Source organism: Sinomicrobium weinanense (genome assembly GCF_018863395.1).
Classification (GTDB): Bacteria; Bacteroidota; Bacteroidia; order Flavobacteriales; family Flavobacteriaceae; genus Sinomicrobium; species Sinomicrobium weinanense.
Genome location: NZ_JAHKRR010000004.1, coordinates 338,932 through 356,068, shown reverse-complemented (window position 1 = coordinate 356,068; position 17,137 = coordinate 338,932). Strand labels below are relative to the sequence as shown.

General features: G+C 45.1%; 16 protein-coding genes. 11 read left to right on the top strand and 5 right to left on the bottom strand.

Annotated features, from left to right (window positions below; all coding sequences use genetic code 11):
* Positions 1–7: 7 nt before the first annotated feature.
* Positions 8–1,735 carry a sodium:solute symporter family protein gene (locus KN811_RS13825; protein WP_187966286.1) on the bottom strand — a complete coding sequence of 576 codons (1,728 nt, stop codon included), beginning with the start codon at positions 1,733–1,735 and terminating at the stop codon, positions 8–10.
* A gap of 215 nt (positions 1,736–1,950) precedes the next feature.
* Here KN811_RS13825 and KN811_RS13820 point away from each other — a divergent pair, with 215 nt between their 5' ends.
* From KN811_RS13820 to KN811_RS13800, 5 genes are all read left to right on the top strand, one after another.
* The gene (locus KN811_RS13820; protein ID WP_187966285.1) at positions 1,951–2,991 is read left to right on the top strand and encodes a LacI family DNA-binding transcriptional regulator; all 1,041 of its coding nucleotides are present in this window, start codon (positions 1,951–1,953) and stop codon (positions 2,989–2,991) included.
* A gap of 151 nt (positions 2,992–3,142) precedes the next feature.
* The gene (locus tag KN811_RS13815; RefSeq protein WP_345725292.1) at positions 3,143–3,523 is read left to right on the top strand and encodes a hypothetical protein; all 381 of its coding nucleotides are present in this window, start codon (positions 3,143–3,145) and stop codon (positions 3,521–3,523) included.
* Between the two features lie 83 nt (positions 3,524–3,606).
* Entirely contained in the window at positions 3,607–4,638 is a 1,032-nt protein-coding gene (locus KN811_RS13810; RefSeq protein WP_187966284.1) for a transporter family protein, read from the top strand.
* Positions 4,639–4,666: 28 nt separating this feature from the next.
* Positions 4,667–7,024 carry a TonB-dependent receptor gene (locus tag KN811_RS13805; protein ID WP_216334855.1) on the top strand — a complete coding sequence of 786 codons (2,358 nt, stop codon included), beginning with the start codon at positions 4,667–4,669 and terminating at the stop codon, positions 7,022–7,024.
* A 4-nt stretch (positions 7,025–7,028) separates the two neighbouring features.
* Positions 7,029–8,300, top strand: coding sequence for a PepSY-associated TM helix domain-containing protein (locus KN811_RS13800; RefSeq protein ID WP_187967725.1), 1,272 nt, complete (start codon positions 7,029–7,031; stop codon positions 8,298–8,300).
* A gap of 139 nt (positions 8,301–8,439) precedes the next feature.
* Here KN811_RS13800 and KN811_RS13795 read toward each other — a convergent pair whose 3' ends face one another.
* Positions 8,440–8,868, bottom strand: coding sequence for an META domain-containing protein (locus KN811_RS13795; RefSeq protein ID WP_187967724.1), 429 nt, complete (start codon positions 8,866–8,868; stop codon positions 8,440–8,442).
* Positions 8,869–9,210: 342 nt separating this feature from the next.
* Here KN811_RS13795 and KN811_RS13790 point away from each other — a divergent pair, with 342 nt between their 5' ends.
* From KN811_RS13790 to KN811_RS13775, 4 genes are read left to right on the top strand one after another with little or no spacing between them, the layout of a single operon-like run.
* Positions 9,211–9,741: an RNA polymerase sigma factor gene (locus tag KN811_RS13790; RefSeq protein WP_187967723.1), complete on the top strand. Its 531-nt coding sequence runs from the start codon at positions 9,211–9,213 to the stop codon at positions 9,739–9,741.
* Positions 9,738–10,517 carry a HEAT repeat domain-containing protein gene (locus tag KN811_RS13785; protein WP_187967727.1) on the top strand — a complete coding sequence of 260 codons (780 nt, stop codon included), beginning with the start codon at positions 9,738–9,740 and terminating at the stop codon, positions 10,515–10,517. The genes KN811_RS13790 and KN811_RS13785 overlap by 4 nt, the downstream gene beginning before the upstream one ends.
* Before the next feature lie 23 nt (positions 10,518–10,540).
* Positions 10,541–11,293 carry a DUF4097 family beta strand repeat-containing protein gene (locus tag KN811_RS13780; protein WP_187967722.1) on the top strand — a complete coding sequence of 251 codons (753 nt, stop codon included), beginning with the start codon at positions 10,541–10,543 and terminating at the stop codon, positions 11,291–11,293.
* A gap of 18 nt (positions 11,294–11,311) precedes the next feature.
* Positions 11,312–11,995: a DUF4097 family beta strand repeat-containing protein gene (locus KN811_RS13775; protein ID WP_216334854.1), complete on the top strand. Its 684-nt coding sequence runs from the start codon at positions 11,312–11,314 to the stop codon at positions 11,993–11,995.
* A 118-nt stretch (positions 11,996–12,113) separates the two neighbouring features.
* On the opposite strand, the gene nagA is transcribed toward KN811_RS13775, so the two are convergent.
* The 3 genes from nagA to KN811_RS13760 all read right to left on the bottom strand — a co-directional run bounded on the left by nagA (position 12,114) and on the right by KN811_RS13760 (position 15,332).
* Entirely contained in the window at positions 12,114–13,214 is a 1,101-nt protein-coding gene (nagA, locus tag KN811_RS13770; protein ID WP_187966618.1) for an N-acetylglucosamine-6-phosphate deacetylase, read from the bottom strand.
* A gap of 273 nt (positions 13,215–13,487) precedes the next feature.
* The gene (locus KN811_RS13765) at positions 13,488–14,738 is read right to left on the bottom strand and encodes an aspartate kinase (protein WP_187966617.1); all 1,251 of its coding nucleotides are present in this window, start codon (positions 14,736–14,738) and stop codon (positions 13,488–13,490) included.
* Between the two features lie 111 nt (positions 14,739–14,849).
* Entirely contained in the window at positions 14,850–15,332 is a 483-nt protein-coding gene (locus KN811_RS13760) for a GNAT family N-acetyltransferase (RefSeq protein WP_223129413.1), read from the bottom strand.
* Positions 15,333–15,667: 335 nt separating this feature from the next.
* On the opposite strand from KN811_RS13760, the gene fbp reads away from it, so the two are divergent.
* Both fbp and KN811_RS13750 read left to right on the top strand, forming a co-directional pair.
* Positions 15,668–16,675, top strand: a complete 1,008-nt coding sequence (gene fbp / locus KN811_RS13755) for a class 1 fructose-bisphosphatase (RefSeq protein ID WP_187966616.1) — start codon at positions 15,668–15,670, stop codon at positions 16,673–16,675.
* Between the two features lie 63 nt (positions 16,676–16,738).
* Positions 16,739–17,095 carry a fructose 1,6-bisphosphatase gene (locus tag KN811_RS13750; RefSeq protein WP_187966615.1) on the top strand — a complete coding sequence of 119 codons (357 nt, stop codon included), beginning with the start codon at positions 16,739–16,741 and terminating at the stop codon, positions 17,093–17,095.
* The last annotated feature ends 42 nt before the right edge of the window (positions 17,096–17,137 follow it).

Genomic DNA, 17,137 nt, shown 5'->3' with positions numbered 1-17,137 from the left:
TCTTGATTTACAGTTTCTTATTCCAGTTCTTTTTGAATAGCATCCATACCCAGACACATATTGCGGTAAGTACCCCGGCAGCAATAAGTACATATCCCCTGCTCTTCTCTGTCAGGAAGCCCACAAGAAATAAGAGTATGGCCACGGAAAAAACGGCCATTGTAATGACCTTTATACCAAAAAAGCGATCTTTAAGGGCCTGTTCCTCCTCCTTTATTTCCTGCCGGGCCGTATCGTGTTCTGACAGCTCCGTATACATCTTCGTCACGTTCTGATGATCTGATCTTACCGAAAGGCCCTCTTGCTTATTCCTGTCGTGCAGTTCATCGGGCACCTGTCTTTCCCCGTACCTGGCATATAATTCATATATGACCAGCAAAACCAGTGGCGTTAAAGCACCCAGTGCCTGTTCACCGGCTTTGCCCAGGGTTACAGGAACTAAAAATTTAAAGCATACATTTACCGATAGGCTAAGAATCGTTATCCGGATCATTGCCTTACCTGTTAATCTTTTGGAGAACAATGCCCATACCGGCGGGGCGTAAAGTGGCACACCTGTAATAGCCGCCACCGACAAAACCACATTGACAATACCGCCCATACGGGGAACAAGCAGGGCTATGGCAACCGCCCCCAATCCGAAAAACACCGTAGCGATGCGGGCTACGTACATTAATTCCCTTTCTTTAACCCATGGGCGAAATGACCGGTAGAGGTCGTTGGAAGTCACTGCCGCCATCATATTGAGCGTGGTGTTTACGGAGCTGGCGGTGGCAAAAACCATCCCCGCTATCATAAGCCCTAACATTCCCGCCGGCATAACTTGCATACAGATCATCAGATAGGCCCCTTCTACCTGTTCCGTTCCTGCAAGACCGGGATTTACCACCCGGTAGATCATTGGGGGGAGCATCCATAACAGCGGGAAAAGCAGATAGAGAAACATAAAACCCAGGCTTACCTTTCCGGACTCCTTTTCGTTCTTGACACTGGTATATCGCTGTACATAAGCCCAGTTTCCGCCTATAAAGAAGAAATTATAAAGTGTAAATGCCAGGAGGAACCCTATGGAATATTCATGGTTGGTGAGCCGGAAAAAGTTTTCAGGAGCCTTGTCTACAAATGCCTGTATCCCCCCTACCTCATCAAAAGCCAGAGGGACAACGATCAAAACGGCCACGGAAAGGACAACAAACTGGATCACATCAGTAGCGAGTACAGCCCAATAGCCTCCGATGGCCGTATATAAGAGCACCATACCTCCCAATACCATGATAACGTATTCTACGGGATAGCCCGTGGCTATTTGGGTTATTTTGGCCACCGGGTACAAAAAGGCCCCGGCCGTAAAGAAAGAAATCGCGATAAAAATCCCGGTATAGAACTTTTGTGTTTCCTTTCCGAACCGGCGGGTGATGAATTCGGCAACGGTAAGTATGCCGGCACGTTTCCATCTTTTTGCCAGGAACAGGTAGATAAAAAATCCGCTGACGGCCATGGTGAGCTGTATCCCTACGGCCACCAGCCCGCTTTCGTAGGCAATGGACCCCCATACCACAAAAGTACCTGCGGAAAAAAAACTCATAAAAAGCGAAAGACTGCTTATCCACCAGGGAATATCGCCACCGCCTGCAAAAAAAGACCTCATGTCCCTGCCTGTCCGCAAAAAGGAAATACCTACTGCAACCAGGATAAACGACAAAACAAAAATTAACAAATAATCTAGCTGCCCCATTGAATTTTAAATACTCTTTAACTTAAATCGCTGAATAATGCGGAATAAATAAACTTCAACTTTGACAATATTTCTAGTAATTACCGGGGAAAATCTCCGAAAACGTTTTAGAAAGCAGGTTGTTTAACCGAAAACGTTTTCGGAAAATCACACAAGGACATACGAATCGATAATTACACATAATTTTAACTATTTTAGTATCTTATTTCTAATTCATGGAAAAACACGTTACTATAAAGGACATTGCCAAAGAACTCAACACTTCCGTTTCGACGGTTTCAAAAGCCCTGAACGAAAAATATTTCGATATTAACCCCGAAACAAGACAACGCGTACTGAAAGCAGCAAGGGAAATGGGGTACAGGCCTAACCCCATTGCGCGAAAACTACAACAGGGCCGATCTTACAACATAGGTGTTATTGTTCCCGAGTTCCTGGATACTTTTTTTCCCGAAGTGATCTTTAATATCCAGAAAAGGCTGATCAAGGAAGGATACCAGGTCGTGGTCATGTCTTCTGACGAGAGCTTTGAAACTGAGCTGGAAAACCTGAAAACACTGGAAGACAATATGGTAGACGGGCTTATTATCTCATTGACCAGGGAGACTAAAAATATAGATTACATCAATAAGATCATCGATAGGGGTATGCCCGTAGTACTGTTTAACCGGGTAAACCCGTCCATCAGGTCCCCGAAAGTGATCTTCGACGACTTTAAATGGTCCCATTTTGCTACGGAACACCTCATACTTCAGGGATACCGCAATATTTATCACTTTTCATTACCCTATCATCTGGCCATGAGCCAAAAACGCATACAGGGATTTAAGAGTGCTCTAAAAAAATACCGTATCCCCTTTACGGAAGAACATATCATAGAAACAGGTATTTCCATTGAGGAAGGACAGGAGGCCATGAAAAGGCTGTTGGACCGGGATATAGTTCCGGGAGCTGTTTTTGCTGCGGGCGATAAAGTAGCCATTGGCGCCATCAAAGAACTGAAGAGAAGGGGATATAAAATTCCCGATCAGATAGGGGTTATGGGATTTACGGAATCTGCCCTTGCCGAGATCATAGAACCCAACTTAACAAGCGTAAATCAACCCACAGATAAAATAGCCGATAAAATAGTGGAACTCCTTCTCGATTCCATCAATGATAACGGGAAAGCAAAGATCGGGGAATTTTTGATTGGCGGAACTTTGAACGTCAGGGAATCTTCCCGGGTCATGGCATCGGACCCGAAAAGAACCTGACCTCACTATAATTGTAACTGTAATCCGAAAGAACGGACAAAAGCATAGCAGTTTTCGCCTAGATTATGGTATTTACCTGTAATGCCAAAACTTTAATAAAATCCATTCGTTTTGATGGGGGGAATGTTTTAAATTCGCAAAAAATTATGGGGTGCATCGCTTTTCCGGCTTCATATCATTATTTTTTGTCGCGTTGTACATATTGGCTATGACCAGGCCCGTAATGCCCGTATTGGACTATCTGATCAATGAAGATTATATAGCGGAATATTTTTGTGTCAATAAAGAAAGGCCCGAGTTGAAATGTAACGGGCAGTGCTATCTTGCCAAACTACTGGAAAAGCAACAGCAAAACAAAAAAGAAGGCATCCCTCCTATTCAATTAAAAGAATATCCCATTGGTTTTGTAGACATTTTGGAGATCCCGGCTTCTGTATCTTCCAGAGATAAGAAACATCAAATAGAACACATCAATCACTATACCCGGGAAATTAACTTCTCCATATTCCACCCTCCTTCCTTTTTAGGTTGATATTTCAATATTTTTTATTCAAGCCTGATATATTCATATATCCAGGCTGCTACTATTGTTTATTAATCTAAAATTCAACACAGATGAAAAGATCGTGTATGGCATTGCTATGTGTAATGGCCACAGTAACTGCCTTTGCCCAGCATAAAGAAACCGAAACTCCCTGGACATCCGCCAGGCCGGACGGGCACGCCCCGATAAGCGTCATGGGAGATCATACGCATCATAAAGGAGAATGGATGTTTTCCTATCGCTTTATGTATATGCAAATGAAAGACCTGAAAAACGGAAGCGACAATATTTCTCATTCCGATGTGTATGGCAACGGATATATGGTGTCTCCTCTTAAAATGAACATGAAGATGCATATGCTTGGTGTTATGCATGCCGTTTCAGACAAAATTACCCTCATGGCTATGCTTAATTATATAGAGAACGATATGGATTTACAGATGATGATGAATAATATGACCTCATCATTCGCTACCTCCTCTTCGGGATTCGGAGATATCAAAGTATCTGCACTCTATCAGTTCCTGAACAAAAACCATCAGGAACTTCATGGCCTGATCGGGGTTTCTGTTCCTTCGGGAAGTATTGATAAAAAAGATGTAACCCCAATGTCTTCCCCGGATAAAATTGTTTTGCCTTATCCCATGCAAATGGGCAGCGGTACTTTGGGGACCGACATCGGCCTGACATACCTGGGACAAAATCCTCTGATCTCATGGGGAAGTCAGTTAAAAGCGACCTTCTACTATGGCGAAAACAGCAATGATTATCGTCCGGGTAATATGTATGACTGGAACAGCTGGCTTGCCGTTAAGACTACGGATTGGCTGAGCTTTTCCGCCCGGTTGCAAGCCAGGATCACAGAGGATATACACGGGGAAAACCCGGATTTAAACCCGATGATGGTCACCACGGCCAATACGGAAAATTCCGGGGGAAAATATATCCTCTCCGGCCTGGGGTTGAACACCTATATCCCGGGCGGAAACCTGAAAGACCTGCGCCTCGGTATTGAATTCGGATATCCGGTTTACCAAGATGTCAACGGCATACAGTTATCGCAAAAGGAAACACTGACCGTCGGTTTGCAGTACGCTTTTTAAGCACTACAAAACACATAAAATATTAACAATGAGAAAATTACACATTTTACTCATAGGCATTCTATGGCCTTTGGGCAATGCCCTTTTTGCCCAGGCAAATTACAGCGGGCAAGTCCTGGACGAGAATAGCAATCCACTGGCCGGAGCCACAATTATCGAAGCCGGGCACACCGTTAACGGTACTGTGAGCGATCTTTCCGGAATTTTTGAAATTGCACTCGAAACCCCGGAAGTACAGATCAGCTATATGGGATATATTTCCAAAACCGCTACACTTACAGCGGGCCGGAAAAATATCGTTCGTTTACTTCCCGATAGCTTTTCCCTTCAGGAAATTGTCGTCTCCGGAAACAGGGAAATACAGCAGCGAAAGGAAGTTCCCGCAGCGATCTCAACATTAAACACCGGAGAGATCGACCGTCTGAAGGGCTTTGGCCTGGAACAGGTACTCAATACCGTTCCCGGGGTTTTTATGCAATCCTCCTCCGTCAGCAGCAATGAACAGCACCAGATGTCATTGCGTTCGCCCAATACCACCAAGGGATTGTTCCTGTATCTGGAAGATGGCATCCCCATTCGCCCCACAGCGGTATTTAACCACAATGCCCTCCTGGAAATGAATACCACGGCCCTGGAGCGTATCGAAGTTTTAAAAGGTCCGGCCTCCAGCATCTACGGAAGCGAAGCCATCGGTGGCAGCTTTAACTTTCTGACCAAAAACCCGACCCGCGATTTTTCGGGAAGCGCAGCCTTTCAGATCAATGACCTTGGTTTTAGAAGATATGAACTGGAAGTATCGGATTATATTACGGACAAATTCGGCATATATGCAGGCGGGCAGTATTCCGAAAGGAATAACGGCCCGGTAGAGCACAGCGATTATCATAAGCTCGGTCTCACCTTTAAAACGGTCTACCATATCAACAATACGACCAGGTGGACCAATGTTTTTGACTATACCGATTACGACTCGGATATGACGGGATCGGTCAGTGAAAAAAACTTTTATGAAGGCGCATACCACAGTAATGAAACCTTTACCAACAGAACGGCCAGGGCATACCGGCTGAGGAGTACGTTAGACAAAGTCTGGAATACCAGTCAGAAAACTTCGTTCAATGTGATCTTCAGGGATAACACCATGGGGCAGATCCCGGCTTACCGGACCCGTGAAATAAGAGAGAACGGGAAACTTACGGGCCGGGGAACAGGAGAGATAAACTCCAATGCCTTCAGGAGTTATGCCGCCCTGTTACAGCACAAGGTCGATTTTTCTTTCGGGAACTCCACCCTGATCGCAGGCCTGCATTTCGATTACTCCCCCCAGGACTACGTAGCGAACACCATCGATTTTGAGGTGGACCTCGAAACCGAGAAGAATAAAAACCATACGGTCAATAAAGAAGATTATATCCTGAATTATAAGGCAGATATCTTTAATTATGCCGGGTACTTTCAATACGAGATCACACCCCTGCCTGACGTAAAGCTAACGGCAGCATTACGTTTGGACCGCTTTGTTTATGATTATCACAATCGTATTCCCGATATTGCCGGGCCGGCCGATAACAGGACGGATTATACCAGTGCGTCCCCAAAAATAGGGATCAACTACAATATCTCCGCCCGTGCCGGGCTTTACGGAAATATTTCCAAGGGATTTGCACCGCCCCCGACATCAACATTATATCGGAGCGGCACAGGAACCCGGGAAGAAGTTTTTCATTTAAAGCCGAGTGCTTACTACAATTATGAAATTGGCGGATACTTCTCCTTTGACCAACACCTGAAGCTGGACCTTTCACTGTACGACCTTGAAGGAAGGGATGTACTTGTTTCCTATCAAACCCCGGAAGAGACCACAGATTACAGAAACGCCGGAAAAACCAGGTCGTACGGCGTGGAATACGGCATTCAATACATGCCCCTGAAAAATGAGAACATCGTTGTTTCGCACAGCGGCACCTATGCCAGGCACCGCTATCTGGAATATACGGACGGCAGCGAAGATCATTCGGGCACCGATATGGAACAGGCCCCGAGATACCAGGCATATACTGCCGTAAGTTACACCCCGGGTTTCCTGAACGGATGGAATGTTTTGTTACAACACGAATTCAGGGGAAAGTATAACAGTTCCTATAAAAATTCCGCTTCTGAAACACAGAACGACGGAACGGTCACTACATACACCCCGGCATATAAAGGCTTCAGTATTTTCAATATAAAAACGGCATACAGGTTTCACTCCGTGGAGCTATGGGCGCAAATGTTAAATGTCTTTGACAGCCTGTATGCTGTAAAAGCATCTTATGCTTACGGGAGAAATACCTATATGCCGGGAAATCCCAGGACCTTACATTTCGGTATAAAATATCATTTTTAATAGCATGAAAAAAAACGCAAAACTCAATCTGTGGCTGTGGAAATGGCATTTTATAGCCGGAATCATTTCCCTGCCGTTTATCCTGGTACTCGCCGTTTCCGGAGGATGGTACCTGTTTAAGGACATCATAGAACGGCCGGAAACAGACCGGGCCAGGACCGTTGACGTAAAAGGAACCCCATTAAGTTTCCAGGAACAATGGGATATTGCACAGAAAGCCACTACAAAACAGATTAATTCCGTAGTGCTGCCAAAAACAAAAAATAAAGCGACGGAGTTTGTCTCCGGGCGTTTTTCCAATACGTTGGAAAGTGTTTATATCAATCCCTTTACAGGCGATATTACAAACCACAGGGTGGTGCGAAACACCTTTATGTATAAGGTCAGGAAATTTCATGGCGAATTATTAATGGGAAGTTTCGGCACCAAAATAGTAGAACTTGCAGCATGCTGGATGGTTGTCCTGGTCCTTACAGGGATCTATATATGGTGGCCAAAGCAAAAATGGAAAAGCAAAAGGCTGTTTTCGATAAGGACAGGACATGGAAAACGAATTCTGTTCAGGGACCTGCATGCCGTGACCTCCTTCTGGATCTCTGCCCTATTACTGTTGATCCTCGCCGGAGGCTTACCCTGGACGGATGTTTTCGGCCATAATTACAAATGGTTGCAGGAGGTAACACATACCGGGTATCCCGAAACATGGAACAATTCCAATTACAGATCCGTTAAACAGGGCGACCCTGTTCCCCTGGACAGCGTTATACAATTGACCTATGGGTTACAGCTTCCCGGAAAAACAACTATTACCTTACCCGAAAATGAAAAAGGGGTATTTACAGTAAAGAACGAAACCCCGGCCCTGGAAAACCAACAGATATTTCATATAGACCGGTACTCCGGTAAAATAATCGGGAAAGATCAATGGAAAAATGTAGGTGTTATGATGCGTAGCCGGATGTGGTTGATGAATTTTCACGAAGGAAAATTTGGCACATGGAATTTTATCCTGGTATTTCTGACTGCCGTATTGTTAACATTGGCCAGCGCCTCTGCCCTGTGTTCCTACCTTTTACGAAAGAAGAGAGGAGACTGGGGTATTCCGCCTGTACCTCCGCAATACAAAGCGGGAAAGGGGATCATTGCATTTATTATCCTTTTAGGGATCTGTTTGCCATTATTCGGATTAAGCCTTATTATCATCTATGGATCGTATAGCATAAAACAACGTTTTTCATGGTCGGTCAAAAATACCGGGCTTATCCAAAAAGGATGATTTAAAGGGGCTTGTCCCAAAAGTAATTTCTACGTTATACTGAACCCTGATGTATCGGGGTTCAGTATAACGAGTTTTAGCTCTTTTCGGGCAGCCCCTTTTCATTTCCACAGGACGGGCTTCGGAAATCAGGCCTGTATTATGGTATTACTTTTTTAAATCTCAGGACAGGAAGGTCATCCATCAATAAATTCAGCTTGCCTTCTTTGTCAAAGCTATACCCGTTTACCTTTTTTATGGCCTTCAGGAATTCCGGCTCCCCTTCTCCGCAGTACATCATGGTTGTCGGCCCAGGATCGCCGAAGGACAAGGTATTCCCGTCCAGGGCATAATCTGAACTATACCCGTTGCAACCTGAATTTCCCATGGCTTTTCCCGAATCCTTTTCAAAAGATATTCGAGGTTTCTTATCCGGGAACAATCCGTCAAAAGCTATCCGTTTTCCGGTGATATACTCCAGTTCCCAGGCCGATCCGAAAAGGTCGTTGCCTTTCTCATTCTTCACGGTTCCGCATGCCCCGAATAACAGGGTCAAAACAGTGACGAGCATTAATGTGTTGTGTTTCATAGCTCAAACAGGTTAAAAGTTCATACTTCTTAAATCGTTTTCCCACCGGCATAAAAACCATAGGCAGGAAAAACACTATTCAAAAATAAAGATTATATTGATAACACTGCCTTTAAATATCCGATTTCAGATATATTAAAAACGGACAAGGACAAACAGGAACAAGCCTCGCGGAAAACACAAACAACATATAAACCAAAGAAATAAAGCCCCCGGGAAGATCTATATTTGAATTTCAAATGACTTCTCAAGCCGATTTTCTGAAAAAAAATTCTTTGCCCTGTAACCTTTTTTATTTTTTGAACTCTATAATGATGAACAACCAATCTTAAAACGATATTCTTGAAAGAATTAAGCGATGAACAACTTATGAAAGAAGTTGCCGGCGGAAACCTGGAAGCCCTCCGGTTCCTGTTTGACCGGCATCATGTTTATCTCTACAATTTTTTGTATAAAATGTGTGGTGACGAGATGTTAAGCGAGGACCTGTGCCAGGATGTCTTTTACAATATAGTCAGGTACCGGACTTCCTACAAGAACGGCAAATTCGTTTCATGGATGTTTACCATTGCCCGTAACAGCCTGTCTTCTCATTTTCGGCAGCACAGGGCAAAAAACGCCCCATTGGACGAATTACCCCTCCAGGTGGAACCTCCTGAAAACGAAACATCAGAAAATATATCCCAGCTCCAGCTGGCCCTGAACCAACTGGAAACTTCAGACCGGGAATTGCTGATCTTAAACCGGCTGCATGAAATAAAATACAAAGAACTGTCGGAAATCGTGGGAAGTACCCCGGGGGCCATTAAGACCAAGGTAAGCAGAGCCCTGAAAAAATTGAGAAAAATCTATTTTCAAACGGTACAGGAATGAAAAATAAACATGTTATAGATCTGTTACCCGATTACCTGGACCATCTCCTGGATGCCAAACAACACGCAGAGGTTCGGCAACACCTGGAGGTATGCAAGGAATGTACGGAACACCTGAAAGAACTGGAACTATTGCTGTCCGCATTCCGGAAAGAAAAAATGGTAAGGCCGGGAACAACACTGAAAACCCGTTTTGACCATATGCTCGAGGAGGAAATAAAAAGGAATAACAAACCGGTATACCCTCTCAACACCCGGTGGCTATTACCCGTATTAAAAATAGCCGCAGGCATTGTAATACTTATCGGCTCTTTCGCTCTCGGGGCCTATTATCAAAACATCAAATCCGGGAACACCATTGCCAGGCTCAAAGAGACCGGCCAACAGTATAAGCAAACGGCCATGCTCTCACTGATAGAAAGCGAATCGGCCAGTAAGAGGATACAGGGTATCGGTTATATCGAAGAATTTCCGGACCCCGATAAGAAAATCACCACGGCCCTGATAAAGCGAATGGAAAGTGACCCCAACACCAATGTTCGCCTTGCGGCAGTACATGCCCTGGAAAAGTTTGCCCGTTCCGAAGCCGTTAAAAATGCCTTCGTAAAAGCCCTGGAAAACGAAACGGATCCCGGGGTTCAAATAGCCGTTATACACGCCCTGGTCCGTATTCAGGAGAAAAAGGCCGTGGAGCCCATGCAACGCATATTAAAACAGGAAAGCACCCCTCCCTACGTCAAAAAACAGATCAAGGCACTTATACCGGCCATCACCTGATAAAAGTAAAAAACACAAATATCATGAAATACGTAAAAACCCTTTTCATAACCTGTCTCCTTTCCATTGGGGTCAATGCCCAGGAATACACTGCTCCGCTCCAGGGGGTGGAATGGATCGATATTGAATCCAAAGCCGAGATCACTATCAAATCACATGGTAAAAACACTATGGTCATCAGGCCCGACTCCCCGGTTGAAATCCCCGAAAAAGCAAAGGGGCTGCGATTGGTTGCCGATGGGGTTGACAATACCGGCACAGGATTTTCGGTAACCCAACACGGCAACAGGCTGATGGTCAAAAACCTCCGGAAACAAGACAAGGGCAAGGCCGTAATTTACCTTCCTGCATCACAAAATATTTCAGTTCACAGCGCCGGGCTCAACGATATGACCATCTCCGGGTTTACCGGCGAGATAGAAGCAGATACCGAAGTAACGGGGAATATTACCATAACTGATGTGTCCGGTCCTGTCACGGCAAATTCAAATACCGGTAAGGTCGAAGTGATATTCAACAGGGTCAACCAGAATTCACCGATCTCAATTTCAACCTCTACCGGGGAGATCGATGTCTCCCTGCCCTCCGATACCCCGGCAAATTTTAACCTGAATTCAACAACGGGAAATATTTACACCAATTTTGACCTTAACATCCCGGACAAAGAAGGTCTCCGCCCTGTTTCCTCCCAGAAAGTAACGGGATCTGTCAACAATGGCGGCGTCCATATCCGCCTGAATTCAGCTACGGGAAATATCTACCTCCGAAAAAAATAATCCATCAAAAAATATATCATGAAAAAAATCATCCTGTTTTCCATTGCCATTCTGCTGGGACAAATGAGCGTGGCCCAGAGGTCCGTTCAGAAAGAGGTTGCCTATAAAGGTCAGCACATTCACATAGAAGTGAAGTTTGCAGACAGCATTGTTATCAATACATGGGACAAACCCACCGTATCCCTCCAGGCAGAAATAATGACCCGGGGAGGAAAGCACCTTGACGCCTATGAACTGGAAACGAAAGAGACCACTAACACTATCCATATTAATTCAAAGCCTGAACGGATTTTTGACAAGTTCCGGTCAGAATGCGACTGTAATACCCTCAATACAGATTACAAGGCCTTTTACAGTATTAATATCCCTAAAAATGCACAATTTGAAATAAGCAGTATCAACGGTGACCTTCAATCGAAGATCATCGAAGGAAATTTTACCGCAGAACTGATCAACGGGAATATTGGCATTGAAAATTATTCCGGCCAGCTTAACCTATCTACCATAAACGGTGAGATCGACCTTGAAATGAAGAATACCAGCCTCACCCTCGAAACCATCCACGGAAATGTCTTTGCGCGTGAAAACCTCGAATTGGAAACAGAAGAACGTGTCGTAGGCCATAAAATGAGCGGAAGTACCGACCAGGCCACCAACAGCTTGAAACTAAAGACCATTAACGGCAATATATACTTGCGATAAACACGCCAAGGAAAATACATAGCGGGAAGAAACCATTGCGTTCAGCAAACTATGCTATTGAACGGTACCGTACTTTGTCCTCTCCTATTATTTATGCAACAGGAGATCAAATCTCAGGTCAGGAGGCGATTGTCTGGTGAACTTCCAGGCTGTCATCAAAAATGACCATATCGGCTTTATACCCGCTTGCTATTTTGCCCAGTTTATTGTTTTTAAGTAATTGTGCAGGATAGGCCGATGCCATACGAAGGGCCTCTTCCAGGGGAATACGGGCGTGTTTCACCCCATTTCTTACACACTGCATCATGTTCAAGGCTGAGCCGGATAAAGTAGCATCAGGCAGTGTATACCTGTCATTGGCGAATATGTGCTTATATTCCCCTTCAGGAGTTTCGGTCACAGCATCGGTGATAAAGAACAGGCGGTCTCCCATTATCTTCTTTGCGGCCCTTACAGCAGCATAGTCCACGTGAATGCCGTCACAAACAATACTCGCCATAGCCGAGGGATGATCGAATACGGCACCGACCATACCCGGTGCCCGGTGATGGAGGGGCGACATGGCATTGAACAAATGGGTCGCAGCCGGGATGCCCCGGTCAAAACCGTGCATGGCTTCGGCATAAGTGGCATTGCTGTGCCCTGCGGAAACCAGTATGCCGCGCTCCAGTAAAAGGTCCAACACCTCATCGTTGCACTGTTCCGGAGCGAGGGTCATCATCCTGAAGATATCACCCCCCTTTTGCAACAGAAGTTCTATTTCTTCCGGTTCCGGGACCTTGACACATTCCGCCAAATGTGCTCCGCGTTTGTCCGGGTTTATATATGGCCCTTCCAGGTGAACACCGAGAAGTCCCTTTCCGCCTTCGTCCACATACCGCTTTGCAACCTCAAGGCTTTTCAGGAATTTTTCCACGGTATTGGTAGCCAGCGTAATCATAAAATGCGTACATCCGCCACGCAGACCATACGCATAGGTAGCCTCCAGGGATGCCATGCTCAGCTCCTGGGAAAACAGCTTCCCTTCACCACCATAGATCTGGAGGTCTATAAAAGCAGGGGCCAGGTACATCCCTCCGAGGTCTTCCCTGTGATATTCCTCCGGAATACCTGCAACGGAAATAACATCTTCAATGATACCATCCCGGACGAGGACAACTTTATCGGTTTCCATGGAATCGCCGGTAAATATCCTGGCGTTGGTATAAGCTATTGGCATAGATATGGTTTTGTACCGGATAAATATACAAAAATGTCCCGGGGGCGGTGTTCGGTATTCGGTAATCAGTGTTCGGTAGGTGCATTAGTGGGCGGTAGGTGTAACTACTGCAGCTTTCCGGATACCAATGGAAATTAGTGGAAATTTATTATGACTTGTAAAGTAATAACTGTACAGCACTACAAGTCACTATAAATAACAATAAGTTACCAGGAGTAGCTATCCATAAGCTCCCACCGACTATAACCAATCCCCAAAATACCAACATACCGACTACCGGGCCACCAACTGCACCGTGTTCTGCAGGCGTTGTTTTAACAGTATTTCCTTGTCATTTTCCAGTTCTTCCAGGGATTCGGTTGTGGCGTGCCGTACGGTATAGAGTGATACTCCCTCCACGCATTCTACCTTGAACTTGGCTTTGAGGATATTCAACAATCCCTCGAGATTATTGAATTTGTTGTCTGCACATACGGAGAAACTGATCGCAGAATTCTGAATGACATCTACCTTCATCCGGTGATCGTGCAACAATTTAAATATTTCACTGATATTGTCCTCTACGATAAAGGAGAAATCGAGGGAAGAAAGGGAGATCAACACCTGGTCTTTCTTTACGATAAAACAGGGCACCTGCGGGTCGAGGTGCTGCCCCTTGCTTACGCTGGTCCCTTTTTCGGTAGGGTTCACAAAAGATTTTACATACAGCGGTATTTCCTTGCGCTGCAATGGCTGCAACGTCTTGGGGTGGATCACGGATGCTCCGTAGAAAGCCAGTTCTATGGCTTCTGTGTAGGAGATCTGGTTGAGCAGGTGGGCATTTTCAAAATATCTCGGGTCCGCGTTCAATACCCCCGGAACATCTTTCCATATGGTAACACTTTCGGCATTGAGGCAATACGCAAAAATAGCAGCGGTATAGTCCGAACCTTCCCTGCCAAGGGTCGTAGTAAAATTGTTGGGATCACTGCCCAGAAACCCCTGGGTGATGTTCAGCAGGTTTTTATTTACACCTTCGTTTATATTTTGTTGCGTGTTCTCCCAGTCTACACCGGCATCCCGGTAATTGGCATCTGTCTTTATAAAATTGCGGACGTCCAGCCAGGTGTTCTTGATACCCGTATCCAGCATGTACTGACTTATGATCGTGGTGGAAATAAGTTCTCCAAACCCGATAACCTGGTCGTAGACAAAGCTGTAATTGGGCGATTTGTTCCTGCCCAGGAAAGAGCTGAGTTCGGCAAAAAGGCCGTCCACTTTCCAGAAAACGGGATGGCTTTCCTTTTCAAAAAGCTCCAGCAATATCTCATTGTGGTATTTTTTTACTTCCTGTAATGAACTCTGTAATTCTTCCGTGTTGTGGAAATAGTTTTTTATGACCTCTTCCAGGGCATTGGTAGTTTTTCCCATCGCGGAAACGACCAGGAGAGTATTGTCATACCCGATCGTCTCCAAAACCTTAATCACATTTTTCACCCCTTCCGCATCTTTTACCGATGCGCCTCCGAACTTAAATATTTTCATATTAAATCATTTAGACTTAAGACTACAAGACATATGACATAGGATTATTTGAGTCTTAAATCTTACGTCTTGTGGTCCCAGGTCTTAATTTCATATTTCCTTTTAGTGTCACTACAGCTTAGCCATATAATTTGCTATGCCTTGTTCGTCCAGATGTACTACATTCCATTCGCGCATAACATTGGCCCCGTTGAGTTCATAGAACTTAATGGCCGGTTCATTCCAGTCCAGCACTTCCCAGTTAACCCGCTTTACCCCGAGGGTATGGCCGTATTTTATCACTTCCGAAAGCAGTGCTTTCCCCAGGCCTTCTCCCCGATATTTCCGGGATACCACAAGATCCTCCAGGTGCAGGGAGATCCCTTTCCAGGTGGAATAACGCGGATACACCAGGGCTATCCCTGCAATATGTCCTTCCATTTCGGCCACAAAACAGTGAAAAGCAGGTTTTTCTCCGAAACCATCCCTTTCAAGGTCTTCCACGGTGATCTCCACCGCATCCGGTTCTTTCTCAAAAATCGCCAGCTCCTCGATAAGATCCAGGACACCTGGCATATCGGCTTTAGTAGCGTCTCTAATAATGTATGGCACCATTGCTTTGATCTTTTACTGTTCTAAATGTAACACAAAGTTATATAAGTATTTTCTAACCAGGAATAAATTCCTTCCGAAATCGTTTTAGTTTCACAATTTTGTCGATATTTGTGACCGGGACAACATCATTGATACGGACATCCGTCAAACTGCGAAAAACGAATCCCGGAAAAGAGGCATGAGTACAAAAAAATACGTGTACACACCGAAAGACATCCCCTCGGGGGGCAAGATATTCGACTTCCAGAAGATAAACAACACCTTACCTTATTTTATTCTATACCATTTAAACATCATTGGTCCTCATGCGGACCATTCCATTGAAATCAACACACATGAGAAAGCACAAGACCCTTGGAGAATTTATCATTGAAAACCAGGCAGCATTCAAATACTCTTCCGGAGAGCTGTCTAAACTCATCAATGCCATACGCCTTGCGGCCAAAGTAGTGAACCACGAAGTAAACAAGGCCGGCCTGGTGGATATTATTGGAGCATCGGGCGATACGAACATACAGGGCGAAGACCAGCAGAAGCTCGATGTCATGGCCAATGAAAAATTCATACAGACCCTGACCAACAGGGAAATTGTATGCGGGATAGCCTCGGAAGAGGAAGACGATTTTATTGCGATAAACAGTCTCGACAAAAAACACCAGAACAAATATGTTGTGCTGATAGACCCCCTGGACGGCTCCAGCAACATTGATGTCAACGTCTCGGTAGGGACCATATTTTCCATTTACCGGAGGGTAACGCCTATCGGCACTCCGGTGACCCTTGAAGATTTTCTCCAGCCGGGAAGAAACCAGGTGGCAGCCGGTTATGTTATATATGGCACTTCTACCATGCTGGTATATACCACCGGGCACGGGGTAAATGGCTTTACGCTCAATCCCGCCATAGGAACTTTCTACCTGTCGCACCCCAATATGCGATATCCGGATACCGGAAAGATCTATTCGGTAAACGAAGGAAACTACACCCATTTTCCGCAAGGGGTAAAAGACTATATAAAATATTGCCAGGAAGAGGAAGGAGACCGTCCCTACACTTCGAGATACATCGGTTCTCTGGTATCGGATTTTCACCGGAACATGATCAAGGGCGGAATTTATATATATCCGAAAAGTAACAAAACAGAGAATGGAAAACTGCGCCTGCTCTACGAATGTAATCCCATGGCCTATATCGCCGAACAGGCCAACGGGAAGGCCAGCGACGGCTTCCGGCCTATCCTGGACATCCAGCCTACGGAACTCCATCAGCGGACTCCTTTTTTCTGTGGCAGTAAAAAAATGGTGGAAAAAGCAGAGGGCTTTATGCTTAAGTCCCCCAGTTAAAGGTATTTGCACCATTTTTACCCGATTTTTGTTACCTTTGTTCCAAATTCATACTGTACAACCATGGCTAAGGAAAAAAATCAACCTGAGGCAAACGGTGCACCCGCAGACCCGTTGTCTAAAATAGAGGCGATAAAGAATCTCATATTCGGTGAGAACATACAGGAATACAACACTGAGTTTGAGTCTGTTAAAAAAGATATCGTACAGAAAAAGAAAGAGCTGCAAGCCCTGATCGAAGACACCCGGACAGAGCTCATGCAAACCATTGACAACCTGGGGACTGACGTTAACATCAGGATCACCGAACTGGAGAATTCTCTCCAGGAGAAGGCCGACACACTCGACCAGGACAAGGTGGACAAATCCACTCTCGGAAAACTCCTCATTCAACTTGGAGAAAAGATCAAAGACAAATAAAGGGCAAACAAGACTAACAAGATATTTATCATACCAAACCAG

What these genes read in the sequence shown, in the direction of transcription:
- KN811_RS13825 (WP_187966286.1), bottom strand. Translation starts at nt 1,735, where the DNA reads ATGGGGCAGCTAGATTATTTGTTAATTTTTGTTTTGTCGTTTATCCTG.
- KN811_RS13820 (WP_187966285.1), top strand. Translation starts at nt 1,951, where the DNA reads ATGGAAAAACACGTTACTATAAAGGACATTGCCAAAGAACTCAACACT.
- KN811_RS13810 (WP_187966284.1), top strand. Translation starts at nt 3,607, where the DNA reads ATGAAAAGATCGTGTATGGCATTGCTATGTGTAATGGCCACAGTAACT.
- KN811_RS13805 (WP_216334855.1), top strand. Translation starts at nt 4,667, where the DNA reads ATGAGAAAATTACACATTTTACTCATAGGCATTCTATGGCCTTTGGGC.
- KN811_RS13800 (WP_187967725.1), top strand. Translation starts at nt 7,029, where the DNA reads ATGAAAAAAAACGCAAAACTCAATCTGTGGCTGTGGAAATGGCATTTT.
- KN811_RS13795 (WP_187967724.1), bottom strand. Translation starts at nt 8,868, where the DNA reads ATGAAACACAACACATTAATGCTCGTCACTGTTTTGACCCTGTTATTC.
- KN811_RS13785 (WP_187967727.1), top strand. Translation starts at nt 9,738, where the DNA reads ATGAAAAATAAACATGTTATAGATCTGTTACCCGATTACCTGGACCAT.
- KN811_RS13780 (WP_187967722.1), top strand. Translation starts at nt 10,541, where the DNA reads ATGAAATACGTAAAAACCCTTTTCATAACCTGTCTCCTTTCCATTGGG.
- KN811_RS13775 (WP_216334854.1), top strand. Translation starts at nt 11,312, where the DNA reads ATGAAAAAAATCATCCTGTTTTCCATTGCCATTCTGCTGGGACAAATG.
- nagA (WP_187966618.1), bottom strand. Translation starts at nt 13,214, where the DNA reads ATGCCAATAGCTTATACCAACGCCAGGATATTTACCGGCGATTCCATG.
- KN811_RS13765 (WP_187966617.1), bottom strand. Translation starts at nt 14,738, where the DNA reads ATGAAAATATTTAAGTTCGGAGGCGCATCGGTAAAAGATGCGGAAGGG.
- KN811_RS13760 (WP_223129413.1), bottom strand. Translation starts at nt 15,332, where the DNA reads ATGGTGCCATACATTATTAGAGACGCTACTAAAGCCGATATGCCAGGT.
- fbp (WP_187966616.1), top strand. Translation starts at nt 15,668, where the DNA reads ATGAGAAAGCACAAGACCCTTGGAGAATTTATCATTGAAAACCAGGCA.
- KN811_RS13750 (WP_187966615.1), top strand. Translation starts at nt 16,739, where the DNA reads ATGGCTAAGGAAAAAAATCAACCTGAGGCAAACGGTGCACCCGCAGAC.